The sequence below is a fragment of the Legionella cardiaca genome (assembly GCF_029026145.1).
Classification (GTDB): domain Bacteria; phylum Pseudomonadota; class Gammaproteobacteria; order Legionellales; family Legionellaceae; genus Tatlockia; species Tatlockia cardiaca.
In genome coordinates this window covers 546,658-565,514 of sequence record NZ_CP119078.1, presented here as the reverse complement: position 1 = coordinate 565,514, position 18,857 = coordinate 546,658, and the positions used below count along the sequence as shown (strand labels likewise).

Genomic DNA, 18,857 nt, shown 5'->3' with positions numbered 1-18,857 from the left:
ATAATGAAACTGAGTGGTATAAAACCTTTCTCGACACAGTAAATATTTTATATTTGTTGACTAATAAATAACCACAAAGTATAATTAAGCCCTATTTTTTGTCAATTATCTTGATTAAATTACACAATAGACCAGGTGATAACTATGTTGATTGAAAACTTCCAGGCACTAATAAGTGAGAAGAATGGCGATCTTAGCGAAATTGCTGTCCAAATCGATGGCATAAAAACAACAGAACAAGTCGAGCAATTGCTGGCAGTGTTATCTAATAAAAACTTGAAAATTGGAAAATTAACAATTGTGGTTGCTGACGAAGTTGCTGATTTCTTCGTTTCACAATTTAAAACTATGGCTAGCACTCCTGCAATCACCTCATTAGCATTACCCCGTATTAAACTGTCTCACACTGGTTGGGAAACTTTGTTTGAAGCGTTGCAAAATTTTAAAGAACTAAGCAGATTGGATGTTGAAAATAGTAATTTTGACTATGGTCATGATTTGAAAGCTCTAGGTCGTTATCTCGCCACAAATCCAGCGTTGAAAGAAATTAATCTCTGTAATGATACAAAATTTGATGACAAAACTTTTAGTTCTGGTACAAAAGCAAAAGAATTACTTGGCTATTTGAGTACCAATAAAAATTTATTAACGTTTACCTACGGTCATCAATTCGATACCATTTTGAAGCCAAATTTAAGCCCAGATTTAATACAAAAACTTCATTCCAATAGTTTGCATATTGGAAATCAAAAAGAAATAGCTGAAGCGGCTGAAAAATTACAAAATGCTAACTTTCTAAAAGACTTACAGCAAAAATTGGAAAGTTTCATTGCAGAAGACATTAAAGACTCAACTCTTAAGGGAACCGAAAAAGAGAAAGAAATACAATTAGATGTTTATGGACTACCCTTATCACGCAAAAAACTACTCATTGCCCTTACATCACTTAAAGAACTTTATAGTTTGGCAAAGCAAGATAAAAGCTTTGACGAAAGCCAACAGAAAAAGATTCAAACGTTAGGGAATTATTATTTTTCACAATACAGCCTACTTACTGCGCTCGATGATATGTACCAACAAGAGCTTAAAGCAAGTCCCCATGATCAATCTATCTTACACAATCTACGAGAAGACCTCCTACAAGAGTGGAAGACGATTTCAGAAAAAGCAGCTTCCGTAGAACAAAAAGATAAAGACATGCATAAATTCCTCGATAAATGGGTGGAAAAAAGCCAACGCACAGCAGGAGAGGTTAAAGACAGAACAAGTAGCGCTGTTATTAAAAATGTATTGTTAATATTGGGGGCTATTTTAACTGCAGGTATAGCACTCGGCATTTATGCCTTCGCCACTAGAAAATCCAGAGCTGAATGCGGGCATTTTTTCTTTAAGGATATAGAGCTCAGTAAATCTAAAGTTGAAAAAATTACAACTGATTTGTCAGAATTCAAGCAAAGTTCGGAAGATTTTCACAAATCGTTTTAATTAGTTTAATCAGGGGTCCTGATTAAGAACCCCTGAATTTAACTTTCACACATGAATAGCATCAGCTTACTTTGTAATCACCAGGTAGGTGTTGCAGAATTTCCACCATTGTCGGGTTCAGTATCTTCTTTTTTATGGATTTCCTGATTTTTTCCTCCCAAGCGCAGGCGTGAAGCTGCTAAATTACTTACAGACGATTTTCTGCCAAATACTTTAGAGTTTCTCTTCAGGGTTTCAATAAAGGATTTATTATCACATAGATTGTTATAGGTTAGTTTCTCCACGTCTTGAACCAATTTATTTAACTCGGTAACTAACTTTTCCTTATCGACCTTACCCTTTGTATATTTAGCATAAACCTTTAGAAAAGATAATCTTCTTTCCTCATTATTCACGTTAATCACTTGCCTTTCATCGTCCAGTGTCTCAGGTGGTTTAACATATTCTGCTACCAATCTGTTCAGGTCATCGTTAAAACTCACTGATGCGGTATCATCTAGCAATTGGTAAGCATCTTTAAGAAAACTATACAATTCCGTAATATTTATACTGGTAAAAAATTTAAAAAATTTTTTATTTTCATCAGCAACAATAAATTTTTTTATATGATGACACAGGCATTTACTGTTATTTAACAAGCACATTTTTCATCCTTGGGTTCAACAGTCTTATATGAAATATAGGACATTTTTTGTTCAACGCAAGACTCTATATTAAATCGGATTGGATTCATGGGATAACCTCATTGGAGATGATAGATTAATTGCTTTATTTCAAAATAGATAACACATTATACAACTTGCCACGTCATCCCGAGCGCAGCGAAAGATCTCCTGTGTCAACGGGCAAACCTTATAACCTCAGGAGATCTTTCGCTGCGCTCGGGATAACGAGGGAATAGTCATGTTCCTAAGTACTTGTTGCACCAAGACTAGTATTTGATCGGCAAGGCAACATTTACTGCCTCAAAGCTACTTGCTGCAACTACATCTAATGCTTATTTACATTTATAAATTTGGATAGAACAAGTGGTAATTGGACACATTAAAGACTGTAGCTGCCTTCCAACTCCAATACTCTTCTATGAGCACTGGACTGTCCTGCGAATCGTTTGATTGCATCCTCACGCATTTTAAGAGCATGGGTATTGATATAATGATGATACGCAGCATAATCTTTTAAGTAGTAAGTAACGACGATCTTTCTTACCCCTTCGCTCGCCTGCTCATTATCAAAGAGCAAATCGGCTTTTATAAAGCCTTCAAGCGTTAATAATTCTTTAATATGTGGTTTTAACCAGGCAAAGTACTCATTAAAAATAGCTTCCTTCACCTCTAAATTTACCTCGTAAATAACCATACATGACCTATTTTATGCTTTATTGCAAACGCGATGACCGATCCACCCAGCAAGTATTAATGTTGAGAATACACCTAATATTACCCCGTAGTTATGCCAGCCCGGACCAACCAGAGTTAGGGCATCGGGTGTATGTAAAATAGAGAACGGTATCGCCAAAATAACATCCACGATCGCAGAGCCAGCAACGAGACCACAAGCAATTAATACCCCTTTTTGTTTACGCTGACGCTTATCTTCTTCTACGAGGAGACGTTTATTTAGTCGCTTCTGAACAACTAGGGCTATCATGCCTCCTAAAAAGAGAGGGAAGGATGACGCAAGAGGTAAATACATGCCAATTGCCACCCCTAAAATAGATAGTTTTAAAAAACGGTCTAATTTAAATAAACGATTACAGAGAATAATAGCTAATATAATTGCTGCACCAATGAACATCATTGTCCATGGAAGTGTATTGCGGAAAACAGCTTCTGTTATGGCGGCCATTAATGCAGCTGTTGGTGCAGGTAACGATTGACTCGGATCCATTCCCTCATGGGGCATCACACCTGCTATGCCATAAACATCAAATAAAAGCTGCATAACAGGAGGGATGACTAATGAAGAAATAACGACGCCCAGCAGAAGCATTACCTGCTGTTTCCATGGCGTAGCACCTACTAATTGACCTACTTTTAAATCTTGCGTGTTATCATTAGCAATGGCTGCAATTCCCGTAACGACAGACCCAATAATAATTGTAATTGCTTCTGCTGCTCTAATCTGACCATTTGTAAATGGTAAAGAGAAAAAATGATTCATAACTGTTAATAAGAGCCACGCTGCAAATAACATTCCAGCGATAACTACTGAGCTTCCCGGACTTGCGGTAACACCCACCATACCAGAAAAATAAGCGGTGATGACAGAAAACAAGAATCCAATAATTAAAATATAAAGAACTGCTCCAAAAACCAGGGTAGGCCCATAATTTCCATCAAGGCCCACTTCCTCCAAAGGAAAAATGAATTGAAAGAATAAAAATAATACGGCTGCCATGATGAGGATACCACTCAGAATAAAGGGCATGGGGATATCTTTATCAGTGCGAGGCAATTGTGCGTCGGAGTGACTTTTTGACATAAAAGCACTAAATGAAATACTCATACTTTTTATCAATGGTCTTATTAATTTTAAGAAGGTCCAGGTTCCTGCAAAAAGCATCGCCCCGATTCCCAAATACCTCATTTCACTATTCCACAGAAAACCTGCTGCCTGATCTGCAGGATACTGTTCAACGAATTGAGGATAAAATTGACTTACAATGGGCATAGCAACTAGCCAGGATATAATGGCTCCTAAAAAAATACTAATCGCCATTTCATGACCCACTAAATAACCTGCACCTATCATTGTTGCAGAAAAACCTGTACCGAAACCAAACAAGGAGCGCTTTGCTACAAACCAATAGCTCCAGCTATTTGCGACCACTTTAAATCCTGTTTGCAATAACTCGAGTAGTCCACCTACTGCACCACCTAAAAAAATATCACGAATTCCAGCTTTTTCGGCGGAAGATTTTAAAACTTCGGCAATAGCTCGTCCTTCTGGAAATTTCAAAGCTTGCTCATTAACCAGGATTCGACGCAAGGGAATAGAGAATAGCACGCCCAGAATTCCGCCTGTCGCTGCTATAAAGAAATTAGTGAAATAATCAAAACCATCCCAATATTGAATGATTATCAGTGCAGGAATGGTATAAACAATTCCACCTGCGACGGCTTCTCCAGCCGATGCAGCAGTTTGTACAGCGTTATTTTCAAGGATGGTAGCATCCTTGAAAAATCGTAAAATCCCCATGGAAATAATAGCCGCCGGGATAGAGGCTGAGGTGAGAATGCCTAATTTCAAAGCCAGATAAGCATTGGATAAAGCTAGCAATACCGTTAAAATAACGGCAAGTACAATTGTACGCAACGTTAATTCAGCTATTTTTTTATCCGCTGTAATAAACGGAACAGATTTACTCATTGGCTACCCCATAGCACTTTAGCTACTTCCGGGCGTAGCAAATTAGTGAGTTTTGTTTTAGGAATCGTAACTGTCTGCGGGCCATAGACATAAGCTGCAACTTGGTAGGTATCAAAAACTACAGCCAAACCATCCGCAGAAAAATACCAATTACGGTAATTTTCTTGAGTCGGATTTGTTCCTGTTGTAACCCAGTTTTCGTCAGAGATTTTTTTCTTAAGAATAGCTGAACGACTAAATGCTGCTATTTTAGACAAGTAATTGCTTTCCGGTTTAAATAGCTCGCCTAAAGTAACCTCTTTCCCATCAATAAAATTGAAAGTTCTTACAGCATTATTAGGATGAGCAGCACCACGACTATAAGTAGAAATGGAAAAAAGCAGACTTACTGCATTCTTATTTTCAAATGGAATTTTATAATCGATGTGCAAGCTATTTTTTCCAGGTGCATCAGGCATATCACTTGAATCAGGATTAGCATCCGCTCTTTGTGTCTCATCAATATATGCTTTGACAACCTTGTCAATATTTTTATTGGCAAAACCTTGTGGGTATTTAATATCCAAATCAAAGGTCGCCGTTTCTTTTTTTACTGCAACTGTTTTTGCTGACTCAGCCCAACTCGCATTTATTGAGAAATAAACCAATAAGATAATGCTCCAAATAAATCTCTGCATGTCAGTACTCCTTATTTAGATACTTAACCAATGACCCGCTATCATGGTGCTATGCTCCAATGGATAGCCAAAATGGTAACAAAGAGACGCGCTATCATTTGTTGACCAACGCACTAAATCTGCATTTAATCCTACAGCTATTGCACCTATTTTCTGCTGCAAACCCAATGCTTTGGCAGCATAATAGGTAACACCAGCCAATGCTTCGTCTACTGTAAGACCAAAAAATTGACAAGCCATATTTAACATCAGGGTTAACGATGTTGTGGGCGATGACCCAGGGTTTGAATCTGTGGCAATAGCCATACCCACCGCCATTTTTCGCAAAATGTCCACCGGGGGTTTCATTTTTTCACGTAAAAAATAGTAGGCACCCGGTAATAACACTGCGACTGTCCCGTGCTTGGCCATAGCGGCAGCTCCTGCAGAATTCAAATACTCCAGATGATCGCAGGATAAAGCGCCTAAGCCTGCCGCCAATTCTGTGGCACCCAAATTAGATAACTGCTCTGCATGGCATTTGATCGGTAATGATAATTCCCTTGCTTTCAGAAAGAGTGTTTCTGTTTGTGCCAAAGTAAAACCAATTGATTCACAAAAAACATCCACGGCATCAGCCAGATTTTCCGCGACAATGGCAGGTAACATCTCTGAGCATAAAAAATCGACATAACCTTGCGCGTTATTTTGAAATTCAGGCGGAACAGCATGCGCTCCTAAAAAGGTGGTCCTTACACGAATACCACTTAAATCCCCCAATCGTCTCGCCACCCTTAGCATTTTCATTTCATTCTTTAGATCGAGCCCATACCCCGATTTAATTTCAACGGTAGTTACTCCTTCAGCCCGCATAGCTAAGATTCTTGGTAGTGATTGCTCCAATAACTCCTCTTCCGTGACAGCTCTTGTTTTTCGAACTGTAGACAAAATTCCACCACCTGCTCGAGCAATTTCAGCATAGGTTTTACCCTCAAGACGCTGTTTAAACTCATCTGCCCGATTGCCAGCATAAACTAAATGGGTATGACAGTCGATAAATCCGGGAGTAACTAGTTGCCCTTCGCACTCATGAATAGCAATTGCGTGCTGTCTATAATCGTGGGGAAGATCTGTCATATTACCACACCAGACAATAAGCCCATTGGCTATAGCAATAGCCTGCGCTTGAAGTTGCTTTCCTTCAGTATTAATTGTTGTTGCATTCAACAGTAAGCGCTCGCAGGTTATCATCACCTTTTACTCCCAGTGAGGAACTTTATGTGGGGAAACAAGCCAAAACTGGTGATGACTTTTATCATAAATATCCCATTCTTTAGAAACAAACTCCTCCTTGCCTAAGTCAAGAAGTAGCCAGCTTAAAAAAAGAGCCACTGTTTCCACCGTTAGTAACCGTTCTTCGGCTTTTAGTGTAAGAAAAAAGTTGCGCTTATCCTCATCCATAAATCGCGCCTGACGAATAAGTGCCTGCATATCGGTATCAATAATACCGGGCATTACACTAGCAAAAGCAGCATCTTGGCTTTCCAGCTGCCAACAGCGGGTTAACATCGATAACGCTGCTTTTGAGACACAATAGGCTGCCCATCCTGTAACAGGAAAATAGGCGGCCCCAGAGCCAATATGCAAAACGCGGCCCTGTTTTAACTTAGGTAACAGTGATTGTGATAAAAATAAGGGGGCATTAAGATTAGTTGCGAATGCTTGCTGCCAGGAAAGTTCGTCAATCGTTGCTATTGGTACCATAGGTTCAATCGTAGCGGCATTATGAATTAAACCATCTAATGAGCTAATTGACTTAAGCTGCGCCGCGATTTCCTGCCTTCCTGCATCTGTTGCCACATCAGCGCAAAGAAAAGAAATTTGTGGCGAAAAGGCAGCTGTTTCAGCAAGTGCATCTTCACGCCGACCAATAATTAAAACTTTATTTCCTCGTGTTGCCAATGCTTGAGCCAATGCTCGGCCAATTCCACTGCCACCACCAGTGACTACAAACACAGTTATTCTCCCAGATAAGCAGCTAGTCAATTACCAACTGTTCTTAACAGTTGCACTTTATAAGCGGCAATAATCTTGTCGCTTTACTACGATTCCAATTTCGTTTTAGTTTAAAATCTTACATAGTTATTGGGTCCAACGAAATTATTGAACAAGTTAAGACAAATCAAGTTTTATTTAAGAATTGTGGCAATTTTTGTGCGCCGATAATAACAGACATTCCTTTGAATTGGCATATTTAGATGAATAACAATTCATTTACCTGGTTTTTAATTAACGGAACAGATTCTTTATTTGCTCATAATAATTGGAAGCTGATTTAAAATTAATGCAAATATTATTTTGCATCGCTTCTTATTAACCCTCTGTTTTTTTATATTTTTTTTTTATAAAATCGTTAAATTACCTCATTTCATCTTCTAGAGCTATAGTATTCTCTACGAGGAGATTCTGATGTTTACCGATATTTTTAATTATGAGCCGACCGATACATCGCTTTGGCAAGGACGTAAAGACAGCTTACCTGGTGAACGATTCTTTCAAAGAGTGGCTATCCAGGATATTCGCTCTCATTTTTCGAAAAATCCTCAACAAGACATTGCGATAATCGGTTTTTGCAGTGATGAGGGCATAAAGCGTAATGAAGGACGTGCAGGTGCAAAAATTGGCCCTTTAAAACTTCGCGAGCAATTAGCAAAATTACCCTGTCATTCGCCTAAGAATCTAATTGATCTCGGTAATATCATGTGTCGGGAAGGACAACTGGAAGAAGCACAAGCACAATTTGCCAAGCTTATTCATCATCTTCAGGAACAAGGCTATAAAACCGTTGCACTAGGCGGCGGACATGAAATAGCCTGGGGCCATTTTTCTGGTTTAACGGGTAAGTATCACAAACTTGGCATTATTAATTTCGATGCTCATTTTGATTTACGTCCCTTAAACGATAATCTTTATGGGACATCTGGCACACCATTTCGTCAGATTGCCAATTATTGTATGCAAAATCAGTTAGACTTTGATTATTGCTGTCTGGGAATTCAAGCACTTGGCAATACTCAAAGCCTTATTAAAACCGCCAATGAGCTTAAGGTTTCTTATTTGACTGCAGAGCAAATTAATACTGACAGTTTAAGCCAGCAAATCGCATTTCTGGATAATTTCCTCTCTGGTCATGAGGCAATTTACTTATCCATCTGCCTCGATGTATTCGCTGAATGCTTTGCACCAGGCGTTAGTGCACCACAAACTATGGGATTAACTCCCTGGCAAACACTTCCCCTGTTGAAATACATCTTACAAACTGGCAAAGTTGTAAGTTTTGACATTGCTGAACTTTCACCCCCACTTGACCAGGAGCAGCGGACCGCACGCCTTGCTGCAAGTCTTGTGGCAACCTTACTGGATTACTATTAATGCAAGGAGTGTTTCAATGAACAAATCCATGCTGTATGCAGGATTAATGAGTATCTTATGTACCGCTTATGCGGAAAATGATGATAAAAATTTAAATCATGTAACTGCAACAATTCAAACAATGGTGGCGAATTCTCAATCAGACATTGCATCGAACTCGAAAACAGCTGACATTCAATCTGGACAACAGTTAGCTTCTCAAACAGTTACCCCCAAATCGACGGAACCTCAATTACCTGCCCCACAGGGTCAACAGATTCCAACTCCACAAGGGCAGCAAATACCAGTCAACCAAGGTACACCAATGCCTTCACAAACCCAGACGCCAGCAGCGCAGGGTACCACACAAGTGACAACGCAACCCGCTACATCTCAGGGTGCTACAACCACTACGACAACCGTAACAACGACTCAAACACCTCCGAGTGCCACAACGACTACACCACAAGAACAAACTTCAACATCGCAAACGACAAAAACAACGCCTGCAAGTTCTCAGCCTGCCTCAACGACAGTGACTACTCAACCAGGTTCAACGACGGTTACTACTCAGGCTACGCCACAAACTATTGACTGCAATTATCGTATTCCAGCAACAACTACCAAGATTGATCCCTCACTCGTTATGAAGTGGTCTGAAAAAGCGACTGCACAATCGTTTGACTTCGACTATACAACAATGGATAGTCAGCTCGCCGCGCTTAAGGCATGCTATACCGACTTGGGATGGCAAGGTTTTAATGATGCCTTACAAAAATCCGGTAATCTCAATGCCATAAAAACACAGCGCTTAATGGTAAGCAGTATGGTGGATGGCGCAGGGCAAATTACGGAAATAAAGGATAACCAGTGGAAAGTAAGTCTTCCTTTGCAAGTGGTTTATCAAAATGAAAAAGAGAAGTTAACACAGCCACTCACGATAAATCTGATTATCGGGCGCAAAGTTTCTGGTGATTTAGGTATCATGCAAATGATCGCTATTCCACGTACTGCAGCTAATACGGCTATACCGCAAACGACAACCCCTGCTGCAGTATCGCCTCCTCCATCAACCCCGGCACAATCTCAATAATCCTTTTAATTATCAGGTGCAATTATTCACTTAAATAATTGCGCCTTTCTTAAGTAGAACAAATTATGCGCTATTCAGTTGCCATTTTTTTAAGCCTAACAAGTGTTAGCATTCATGCTAATGTCTTGCAATATTATACAGGGATAACCTATAGCAATCCTGCTGAACTTTTTAAGGTTAAAGAGAATGAATTTTTAATTGGGATGACCGGTTTTTTTGCCGATGTCCGATTTGCAGGCAGTGTATTAAATTTAAATACATTTCAATATGACAGTGGCATTAGTGCTTCACGCCGATTTAGTGTTTTACCTTATGGTCGAATTGCAAGCCGATTGAATGAGAAACTTGTCTTTGGAGTCGATGTCACGCAACCTTTTCATTCAAATTTAATTTATGGTCTAGATTCTTTTACTCGTTATGCGTCTGTTGAAACCATAATGACCGACGTTGATATTAGTCCCCGCTTTTCATTTAACGTTGCTCCAAAATTAAACGTTGGCGCCGGGTTAAATATGAACTTCTTGAAAAATAATGAAACCAACTGGGCCTTACCTATTAGCCAAACAGCTTACGCCAAATTTGTTAATCGCACCTCTGGTTTCGGTGTTGGGTATAACCTTGGCGCTTATTTAATGATTAATTCCAGTAACTTCTTAGGAGCGACTTACTATAATTCGATCAAACAAAAAACCAGAGGAGAAAGTTTTCTTGACAGCAATGTCAGTAATGACTTGGTTTTTAATTTTCGAATGCCAACAACAACTGTAGTGAATTATGTCCATCTATTTAATCCCAAATGGCTTGTTAGCGCACAAATTTTTTGTTCACAATGGAATGCTAATCAGTACGCTCGCATAAAGAATACTGCAGCTCCTCCACCCCTTGGTCCTGATTTTACTTTTACGATGAAATACAGTGCCGCCTGGGCCTATGCCGCGGCTCTGCGGAAGCAACAAACTGAAAATTTGGGTCTTACATTAATTGGGCTTATTGATGATGGCCCGGAAAGGGATCATTTACGAACGCTTAATTTTCCGTCGGATGTACAATATTTTCTGGCTCTATCTGCCGATTATCATCTAACTAAAACATCAACGATGGAGTTGCTTTACGGTCATGTTTTTTCAAACACAACAATCGCTAATTCTTTACCACTCAATGGCCAACCAACTCCCTTTACGACAGGTAAAGTACGTATTAATGCTGATGTATTTGAGCTTCGATATAAGCTGCAAACTTAACTGTTGCAGCTTATCGAAATTTTAACGTTAGGAAGACCTTATAAAACCATTAGACTTCTTATTTGGTAGTTGTTAGTTCTATTTGATTTCTAAATTTGATGTCGAGTCATCAATAGCTTTTTTATTTCCTGTAGTTTTCAGAAATTTTCTATGAAGTTGAAAAGGTAAGAAAAATTTTGCAGCGGTACCAATACTAGATATCTTATCTGTTTTTGCTGCTTTTTTAATTTCCGTTTCAGATGGCTTATTCTTCACTTCAGTTCGTGCAGGCGAAAGCTCTTTATTTTCTTTAGCAGATTCCAGGTTATTCACAATTTTTGTCGACTCTTGAGTGTCATGCTTCTTGGATCGTTTAGAAGCATACCCATTCATTAATTGTTCACCATGACCGATAAAAATCGTACTTCCATATCCAAATGGGCGGCTCAGTTCAATAGCTTTTAGATTAGTGTAAGGCACAAAAACTGGTTGAGGCTCATCTTTTTTTGAATAATTTTTTTCCCAGTTATAGGTTCTACCATCAGATATCACAATCTGTTCTTTTCGATTTACAGTGGCTAAAGCCATCTCTAAACCATCGTCATACTGAGTAAGTAATACATCAGGTATCGCTTTCAGTAATAGCGCATCCGGATTTTGAGATACAAGATAATTTCTAACAGGACTGTCTACAATTTCTGTTCTTCTTTTCACTTCATATTTAGCATAGGTAAATCGACGCTCCACGTCATCAAGCATAAAATGAACATGATGGATTACATCCTCTTTGTCAGGCCCCAATTGTTCAGTTTCTATCTTCAGTATTTCTCCGCCTAAAACTTGAGTAATGCGCAGTAACACATCTGGGCATACTTTATACCTGCCATCGGGATAGTCATTACCTTTTTCTTCATGGTATTTGTGTGAGTCAAATCCACCCGCAAACCATACTGGTACCGACATAAAATTATTATCCTCATTATAGTAATTTAAATTATCGATACCGCCGAAATCATCTCTACCAAATCCAACTACCGAAGTACATGAAGGAAATAATAAAAACACATGGGCTACATCAGCACCACAATAGGGATAATAGACTGTTGATATTAAGTCACCTTGAGGTATTTTTTGACCCATTCGGCGTATATAGACGCTAATTTCTGAATCCGATGGAGAGCATTGGCCCTTGGACTGGTGTAATTTCTGCAATAATTCGTCTTGATTAAGATTAGTAATGACTCGTGGTTTAGGCGTTTCTTCAACAATTACTGGCTCTTGTTGATCTGCTAATAGTTGCGCTACAAAAAAGTCTGTGGAACCTTCAAATTTATACATGATTTAATTTAAGTCAAATTGTTTTTTTAAAATTCTACAGCATTTAAATGAAGGAAATATTAATAATTCATTAAAAAACGATTTATTTCCTACACGGACAGTTTCTAATGCAAAGGCATTTTTTGCATATTCAGTTGAATTGGCGCCTTCATAGGATTTACTGAACGTAATTTTTTCATCCAACCATGGATATTGGCGACTAATATTTTTTTATTGTAAGAATAATCATGGTAGGCACCTGGGAGTTGTCGATAAAGATAACGTGAACTCTTTATCTGTATTCGACGTACCGCGGCTTGATCCAGTACAGGGCCATAATCAAACTGTGCTGTAATATCAAATAGAGGGAAGGGTATTTTCTCTATTAAACTGGGAGTCTCTTTATTCTCGGGAAGGTCGAATGCAGATATAAAAATCATACCGTTGACTTGTTTTGCCTGTAATTTAGAAAAATAACTTACGGACCCTACTAATTGTGATCCATAATGAATTACTATCATCCGTGAATTATTTTTTTTGCGTAAAGCAGACAATGCTTCGGGTAATTGTTCAACCCAAGGAGCGGTGTTAATTTGCAGGCTCGTATTTAACACAGCTACTGACCAGCCATATTGTGCTAATGCGTGACTTAAATTATCAACAAGTTTGGTACCTTCGCTACTTTGCTCCCCATTGACTATAACAACCCCTCCCCGCTGTTTTTTGCCTTTAAACAATAAATAAGGTAATGCAATCTTTTGCTGCTTAACAAGGATATCCAAACTTGCCGCCTTCACCTCGGCAAAATTTAGAAAAAACAACAAGAAAAGACCTAGAAACAGTCGCATAGCTTATACCCTGTTGTTTGAGGTTTTGTAAATTAAGCAATTTTCCTGCCGGTTCTAAAGCAAAATTTGAATAACGTCAGGGAGTAGAATTTTTGCAACTAAGCAATTAGAGATGATAACCGTTTACACGGGAATGACATGAAAATTCTAGACAAGAGCGTTTGAAATGAGCGTTGGGCTTTACAGCCCAACTTACATACACTTTAAAGACAGCTACTTAGTTGGTTTGTGGCTATCTCAGAGATAACCTAAGCCCAGAAAGAAAAACCAAACTAGTCAAATTTAACACCAGAAGCATCTAAGAAATTTTTAGCGTGCTCTGCCATAATTTGATGAGCAGGCGCCGTTGGGTGGACAGGATCAAAAAATAAAAAGCCTTCGCAAGCATCTTTTTCCGTTTCTTCTTTAAGTTTTAGTTTAGTTGCCATGTGAAGCACTAATCGATTTGAAGGTTTCTCTGCCATTGCTTCATAACAAGTGTCACTAATATTATCAAATCCATATTTTTCAGGATGAATAATTAGATCATTTAGAGTTTGATTAACATCAAAATAGAGCCACTGAACCTCTGGGTAGCTCTGCTTAAGGTTCTCAAGACTTGCTGTTAATAATTCATTATGCTGATTAGCAAAATAAGACAATTTATCTTGAGCATCAAAGGCCGTAGCAATAGGCGTTTTACCAAGATCCGGCAAATTGACAATTAAAATATGTTTTGCCCCGGCATCAGCCAATCGTTGTAAACCATGAGTAATACCAAGATTAACCTCATTTAACACTTGTTCAGGATTATCCGGAATTCCCAAGTAATTATTTGCGCCTATCCAAATAATAAATAAGCTGTCTTTATCTGCCTTTTCTTGGTGAGCAAGAAAATAAGTGTCTATTTCCTTTTTTAAGGTAAACAAAACATCATCATCTGGAGTTTCTGAAATACCTGCGCCACCAAAGGCATAATCAAATAAATGTTCACTAGTCTTGTGAGGGAAATAATCTGCCGCCAAACGTTCTACCCAAACTGGACCATTCGTAAATCGCCCTTGATAGTAAGGGGGCGATTGAGGCAACTTTTGATGCATGTATTCATAAAGATTGCCGTTATCCGATAAACTATCACCAAATACAACTATATTATTTAAAGGTTTTGCGGCTACCAATCCTGAAAAAAATAGGATAACTACGGTAAATAAGATTTTCATCTGCCACCTAATCAATTGATTTTCCATGGAAAAATGTCCGATTATATAGATAAAAATTACGATTATCAATTTTTTCTACCGGGCTATTCCCGCATCAAAATAAATTTAATTATTAGAAAAAGAAGATAAATGCGCGTTATTTTTGCATAAAATTAAATCTAAGCAGCGGAAAAATAAGCATAATATTCCCTTCTATTATAAAGACGAATTATTCTAACAATTCAGATAACAGGACTATTTTATTAAAAAGGATTTTTTACTATGAATAGATTTCAACAGCACTTCACTACTTTTTTTTACCAAAAATTATCTCTGATACTTTCTGACGAAAAGCTTTTACAAAAAGCGCAACGAGATTTTCAACAAGCTGATAAAAATATTGAGCGTTACCTGGGTCGGTCTTCCTTTGGTTTGCATGAATGGAAGAAAGAAAATGCCAGCAAATTTAGCGCGGCAATTGCGGAAGCCTTAAGTGAAACGCTTACAGCCTTTTATACAACAGATGATGAACAGTTACAATTGATTCAATCTTGCAGTGAAACAATTCAAAAGCAACTAATCCCTAAACTGGCCACAAATGTAACAGTAGATAATCCTTTTGCTGAAATTCAGCAAAGAATTCAAAAAGAAATAAATCAGTTAAACGGGGAGTCCGTTTTTAAGAATCCTTATGTTTTGTTTGGAAGCATGGCCGCCGTCGCCGTAGTAGCAACGGTCGCCTGGAAGTTAAGCCCTTAAAAGGGCATTTATCATGCGTTACCTAAGGATGTTAATTTTAACTGTCGACCACACACCCAGGCGCCATTTAAATCCTGGAATATTTTTTTAGACATTCCTTGGGGCAAACGCACAGTAGAATGATCTTCATGAATCTTAAGACCTGTAATATAACGACTTTCTAATCCTGCTTCGTTTGCTATAGCTCCAACGATATTACCCGGCTTAACACCATGCACACGTCCGACGTCGAGACGAAATAATTCTTGTGGATAGTCATCTCGAAATTGCTTTCTACCCCTATCTGATTTCTGTCCACGACCAGATTTGAAGTTATTATTGTCGCGCTCCTGCACGCGTGCTTCTCTTGCCACGCGAGGTGGTTTAGGTAGCTCACGCTTCCAAGGTTTATCCTGATTTAGCATTAGAGCCAACGCCGCTGCAACATCAACTGCCGAAACCTGATTTTGTTTGAGAAACTCTTCAACAAGATATTGATAAGAAGGTAAATGCTCATGCTGCAAACGCATCTTGATATTAGCCATAAAACGCTCTTGTCTTGCCATTTGAATTGCATGATCATTAGGAACTACAATTTTTTCAATACGTTGGCGAGTATGACGTTCAATCGTATTTAAAATTCGTGCTTCTTTTGGGGTTACAAATAATACAGTGACTCCACTACGGCCCGCACGGCCAGTTCGACCAATTCGATGAACATAGGTTTCGCAATCATGAGGGACATCATAGTTAATTACATGGGTAACTCGCTCCACATCCAAACCACGTGCAGCAACATCGGTTGCCACCAGAATATCAATAGATCCTTGTCTGAATTGAGCAATAACTTTTTCACGTAGTGCTTGCGTAATGTCCCCATGAATTGCCATCGCACGATAGCCCTGTTGCTGTAGTGATTGAGCAACGTCTTCTGTACTGCTCTTGGTGCGCACAAAAACGATCACACCCTGGTATTCTTCCACGGCTAATATGCGTAGCAAAGCATCTGGCTTTTGAGCCCCGGAAGCAAATAGAAAACGCTGTTCAATCGCTTTAACCGTTGCCGTTTCAGCACGAATTTCTACTGATTCAGGGTTATTCAAATAGCTATTTGCTATATGACGAATCCGAGATGGCATTGTTGCTGAGAATAAAGCAATTTGTTTTTCTGCTGGCAACTTGGCAAGAATTGTTTCTACATCTTCAATAAAGCCCATTCGTAACATTTCATCTGCTTCATCAAGAACAAAGGTTGTCAAATTACCTAGTTGCAGTGTACCTCTATCAATGTGATCCAATATACGACCAGGAGTTCCTACTACAATCTGTGCTCCTTCGCGTAATTGTTTTAATTGACGTCGATAATCCTGCCCTCCGCATAGAACAGAGACTGAGACATTACTGTGAGCACTCAAAAGCTCAAATTGTTCTGCAACCTGAATGGCTAGCTCGCGAGTAGGCGCAAGAATTAAGGCTTGCGTTGCCTGAGATTTCGCTGATAGACGTTGTAAAATTGGCAGCGCAAAGGCAGCCGTCTTGCCAGTACCTGTTTGTGCTTGCGCAATAACATCCCTTCCCTGTAGCAATAAAGGAATGGTTTGTGCCTGGACCGGTGATGGTGTTTTAAACTTCATGTCCTCCAGCGCTTTCAATAAAGTCGCGGATAAATTGAGGGCAGAAAAGTTTAGTAATTCTTGTGTCATAAAAAATCCAAAAAATCGTAAATCCGAGTGGACAAACTAATGTAAAAAATGCGCAGTATAATAACAAAACAAACAAGCTGATGCACGAAATTTATTCTGCTTCAATTTGTTACATCGATTTTGACCAACAATATCTCATGCGCAGACAAGGGGGAGCACTGGAAGATTATTATATACACATAAAGATCAATTTTCAATGAATTTGTAATAAATTAACTCAATTATATATAATTTATAGTAGTTCTTCTATTTTTCAAATTCAGGATGAATAGTGATTAATGACAGATCATACCACTAAAAAACCCATTGTTGTTGTTCGTAATGCGAAAATTAACGACATACCTAGAATCCGTAGCCTTGTTGCACGAGCTTACCCTGCGCATATGGAAACTTACACCCCAGATGCTCTTCGTGGCCATATCCATCATTTTCCCAAGGGCCAATTTGTAGTCGAATATGATGATCAGATCGTTGGTTATTGCGCTACATTCAAAATTAGTGGGGATATCGCTCTACAACCACATACCTGGAATGAAATTACAGGTGGTGGATATGCATCTCGCCACGATCCGAATGGTGATTTTCTTTATGGAATGGAGGTATGTGTACATCCAGAATATCGTGGTTTACGTATTGGTAATCGCTTATATACGGCACGCAAAAAATTATGCCAGGCAGAAGGTTTAAAGGGAATTGTCTTTGGTGGTCGCATCCCTCGTTATCACAAAAAATTCAAACTTTTTCCCAACGTTAATGATTATGTTAATGCCGTTATTACAAAAGAAGTCAAAGATCCTGTTTTGTCTTTTCAATTGCGAAATGATTTTCAACTTATTGGTGTATTAGCCAATTATCTTCCTATCGATAAACAATCGATGGGATATGCGGCTCACTTGGTTTGGTATACCCCTATCGCGATGATTACTGAACAAGCTGGTAAAACAGCTATTCCAGAACAAATCGTTGATAAAGTTAGATTGAGCGTCGTTCAGTACATGCAACGTCGCGTACATTCTTTCGAAGAATTTTCCCAACACGTGGAATATTTCATTGATGTGGTTGCCGATTACTATGCAGATTTTGTGCTTTTTCCTGAATTGTTTACACTTCAGCTACTTTCTATTGAAAATAGTGACTTATCACCATCACAGGCTATTTTACAATTGACGGAATATACCGAGCCTTTTTTAAAATTGATGTCCACTTTAGCCGTCAAATACAATATCAATATTATTGGCGGTAGCCATCCTACGAAGGCCAACGGCAATATTTATAACGTTGCTTATGTTTTTCTTCGCGACGGACAAATACATGAACAGTATAAAATTCACCCTACTCCTAATGAAAGGTATTGGTGGGACATCCATGGAGGTGACGAATTAAAAACCATTATGACTGATTGTGGTCCTATTGCAGTCTTGATTTGTTATGACTGTGAATTTCCAGAATTAGCCAGGCATGTTATCAATCAGGGTGCTAAAATATTGTTTGTGCCCTTTTGTACAGATGAAAGGCAAAGTTACATGCGCGTGCGTTATTGCTGCCAGGCAAGGGCAATTGAAAATCAATGTTATGTTGTAATAGCGGGCAATGTTGGTAATCTGCCAGGTGTAGCAAATATGGCTATTCAATATGCGCAAAGCAGTATCTTCACTCCCTGCGATTTTCCCTTCGCTCGCGATGGCATTGCAGCTGACACCACACCAAATGTAGAGATGGTTTGTTTTGCAGACTTAAGCATGCACAATTTGGAAATTGTACGAAATCAAGGAACTGTTCTTAATCTTAAAGACAGACGCCATGATTTATATTCGGTACGGTGGAAGCATAAATAAA

16 protein-coding genes are annotated in these 18,857 nt (G+C 38.8%); 6 read left to right on the top strand and 10 right to left on the bottom strand.

Annotation, left to right across the window (positions count from 1 at the left end; translation table 11 throughout):
- The first annotated feature begins 144 nt into the window (after positions 1-144).
- Positions 145-1,485 carry a leucine-rich repeat domain-containing protein gene (locus PXX05_RS02495; RefSeq protein WP_275089476.1) on the top strand — a complete coding sequence of 447 codons (1,341 nt, stop codon included), beginning with the start codon at positions 145-147 and terminating at the stop codon, positions 1,483-1,485.
- A 77-nt stretch (positions 1,486-1,562) separates the two neighbouring features.
- Here the strand turns inward: PXX05_RS02495 and PXX05_RS02490 are convergent, their stop codons facing one another.
- The 6 genes from PXX05_RS02490 to PXX05_RS02465 all read right to left on the bottom strand — a co-directional run bounded on the left by PXX05_RS02490 (position 1,563) and on the right by PXX05_RS02465 (position 7,529).
- On the bottom strand, positions 1,563-2,129 hold the full coding sequence (locus tag PXX05_RS02490) for a hypothetical protein (protein ID WP_275089475.1): 567 nt from the start codon (positions 2,127-2,129) through the stop codon (positions 1,563-1,565).
- Positions 2,130-2,529: 400 nt separating this feature from the next.
- The gene (locus tag PXX05_RS02485; RefSeq protein WP_275089474.1) at positions 2,530-2,844 is read right to left on the bottom strand and encodes a DUF4286 family protein; all 315 of its coding nucleotides are present in this window, start codon (positions 2,842-2,844) and stop codon (positions 2,530-2,532) included.
- 12 nt (positions 2,845-2,856) lie between these two features.
- On the bottom strand, positions 2,857-4,857 hold the full coding sequence (locus PXX05_RS02480) for an OPT family oligopeptide transporter (RefSeq protein ID WP_275089473.1): 2,001 nt from the start codon (positions 4,855-4,857) through the stop codon (positions 2,857-2,859).
- Positions 4,854-5,534 (bottom strand): DUF3298 and DUF4163 domain-containing protein, encoded by a 681-nt coding sequence (locus PXX05_RS02475; RefSeq protein WP_275089472.1) that lies wholly within the window; start codon positions 5,532-5,534, stop codon positions 4,854-4,856. Before PXX05_RS02475 ends, PXX05_RS02480 begins: the two co-directional genes overlap by 4 nt.
- 15 nt (positions 5,535-5,549) lie before the next feature.
- Positions 5,550-6,764 carry an imidazolonepropionase gene (gene hutI, locus PXX05_RS02470; RefSeq protein ID WP_275090449.1) on the bottom strand — a complete coding sequence of 405 codons (1,215 nt, stop codon included), beginning with the start codon at positions 6,762-6,764 and terminating at the stop codon, positions 5,550-5,552.
- A 6-nt stretch (positions 6,765-6,770) separates the two neighbouring features.
- Positions 6,771-7,529 carry an SDR family NAD(P)-dependent oxidoreductase gene (locus PXX05_RS02465; protein ID WP_275089471.1) on the bottom strand — a complete coding sequence of 253 codons (759 nt, stop codon included), beginning with the start codon at positions 7,527-7,529 and terminating at the stop codon, positions 6,771-6,773.
- Between the two features lie 453 nt (positions 7,530-7,982).
- Between PXX05_RS02465 and hutG the strand changes: the two genes are divergently transcribed.
- The 3 genes from hutG to PXX05_RS02450 all read left to right on the top strand — a co-directional run bounded on the left by hutG (position 7,983) and on the right by PXX05_RS02450 (position 11,258).
- Positions 7,983-8,945 carry a formimidoylglutamase gene (gene hutG / locus PXX05_RS02460; RefSeq protein ID WP_275089470.1) on the top strand — a complete coding sequence of 321 codons (963 nt, stop codon included), beginning with the start codon at positions 7,983-7,985 and terminating at the stop codon, positions 8,943-8,945.
- Positions 8,946-8,961: 16 nt separating this feature from the next.
- On the top strand, positions 8,962-10,017 hold the full coding sequence (locus tag PXX05_RS02455; protein ID WP_275089469.1) for a DotI/IcmL family type IV secretion protein: 1,056 nt from the start codon (positions 8,962-8,964) through the stop codon (positions 10,015-10,017).
- Positions 10,018-10,082: 65 nt separating this feature from the next.
- Positions 10,083-11,258 carry an OmpP1/FadL family transporter gene (locus PXX05_RS02450; RefSeq protein WP_275089468.1) on the top strand — a complete coding sequence of 392 codons (1,176 nt, stop codon included), beginning with the start codon at positions 10,083-10,085 and terminating at the stop codon, positions 11,256-11,258.
- Positions 11,259-11,336: 78 nt separating this feature from the next.
- Here PXX05_RS02450 and PXX05_RS02445 read toward each other — a convergent pair whose 3' ends face one another.
- The 3 genes from PXX05_RS02445 to plaA form a co-directional block, all read right to left on the bottom strand.
- Complete coding sequence (locus tag PXX05_RS02445; RefSeq protein WP_275089467.1) at positions 11,337-12,575, bottom strand: hypothetical protein; 1,239 nt, start codon at positions 12,573-12,575, stop codon at positions 11,337-11,339.
- A 104-nt stretch (positions 12,576-12,679) separates the two neighbouring features.
- Positions 12,680-13,402, bottom strand: a complete 723-nt coding sequence (locus PXX05_RS02440; RefSeq protein ID WP_275089466.1) for an alpha/beta hydrolase — start codon at positions 13,400-13,402, stop codon at positions 12,680-12,682.
- Positions 13,403-13,674: 272 nt separating this feature from the next.
- On the bottom strand, positions 13,675-14,601 hold the full coding sequence (gene plaA, locus PXX05_RS02435; protein ID WP_275089465.1) for a GDSL family lysophospholipase PlaA: 927 nt from the start codon (positions 14,599-14,601) through the stop codon (positions 13,675-13,677).
- A 261-nt stretch (positions 14,602-14,862) separates the two neighbouring features.
- Here plaA and PXX05_RS02430 point away from each other — a divergent pair, with 261 nt between their 5' ends.
- Positions 14,863-15,339 carry a hypothetical protein gene (locus PXX05_RS02430; RefSeq protein WP_275089464.1) on the top strand — a complete coding sequence of 159 codons (477 nt, stop codon included), beginning with the start codon at positions 14,863-14,865 and terminating at the stop codon, positions 15,337-15,339.
- 11 nt (positions 15,340-15,350) lie between these two features.
- On the opposite strand, the gene PXX05_RS02425 is transcribed toward PXX05_RS02430, so the two are convergent.
- Positions 15,351-17,021, bottom strand: coding sequence for a DEAD/DEAH box helicase (locus tag PXX05_RS02425; protein ID WP_275089463.1), 1,671 nt, complete (start codon positions 17,019-17,021; stop codon positions 15,351-15,353).
- Between the two features lie 278 nt (positions 17,022-17,299).
- On the opposite strand from PXX05_RS02425, the gene PXX05_RS02420 reads away from it, so the two are divergent.
- Complete coding sequence (locus PXX05_RS02420) at positions 17,300-18,856, top strand: bifunctional GNAT family N-acetyltransferase/carbon-nitrogen hydrolase family protein (protein ID WP_275089462.1); 1,557 nt, start codon at positions 17,300-17,302, stop codon at positions 18,854-18,856.
- Position 18,857 lies beyond the last annotated feature (1 nt).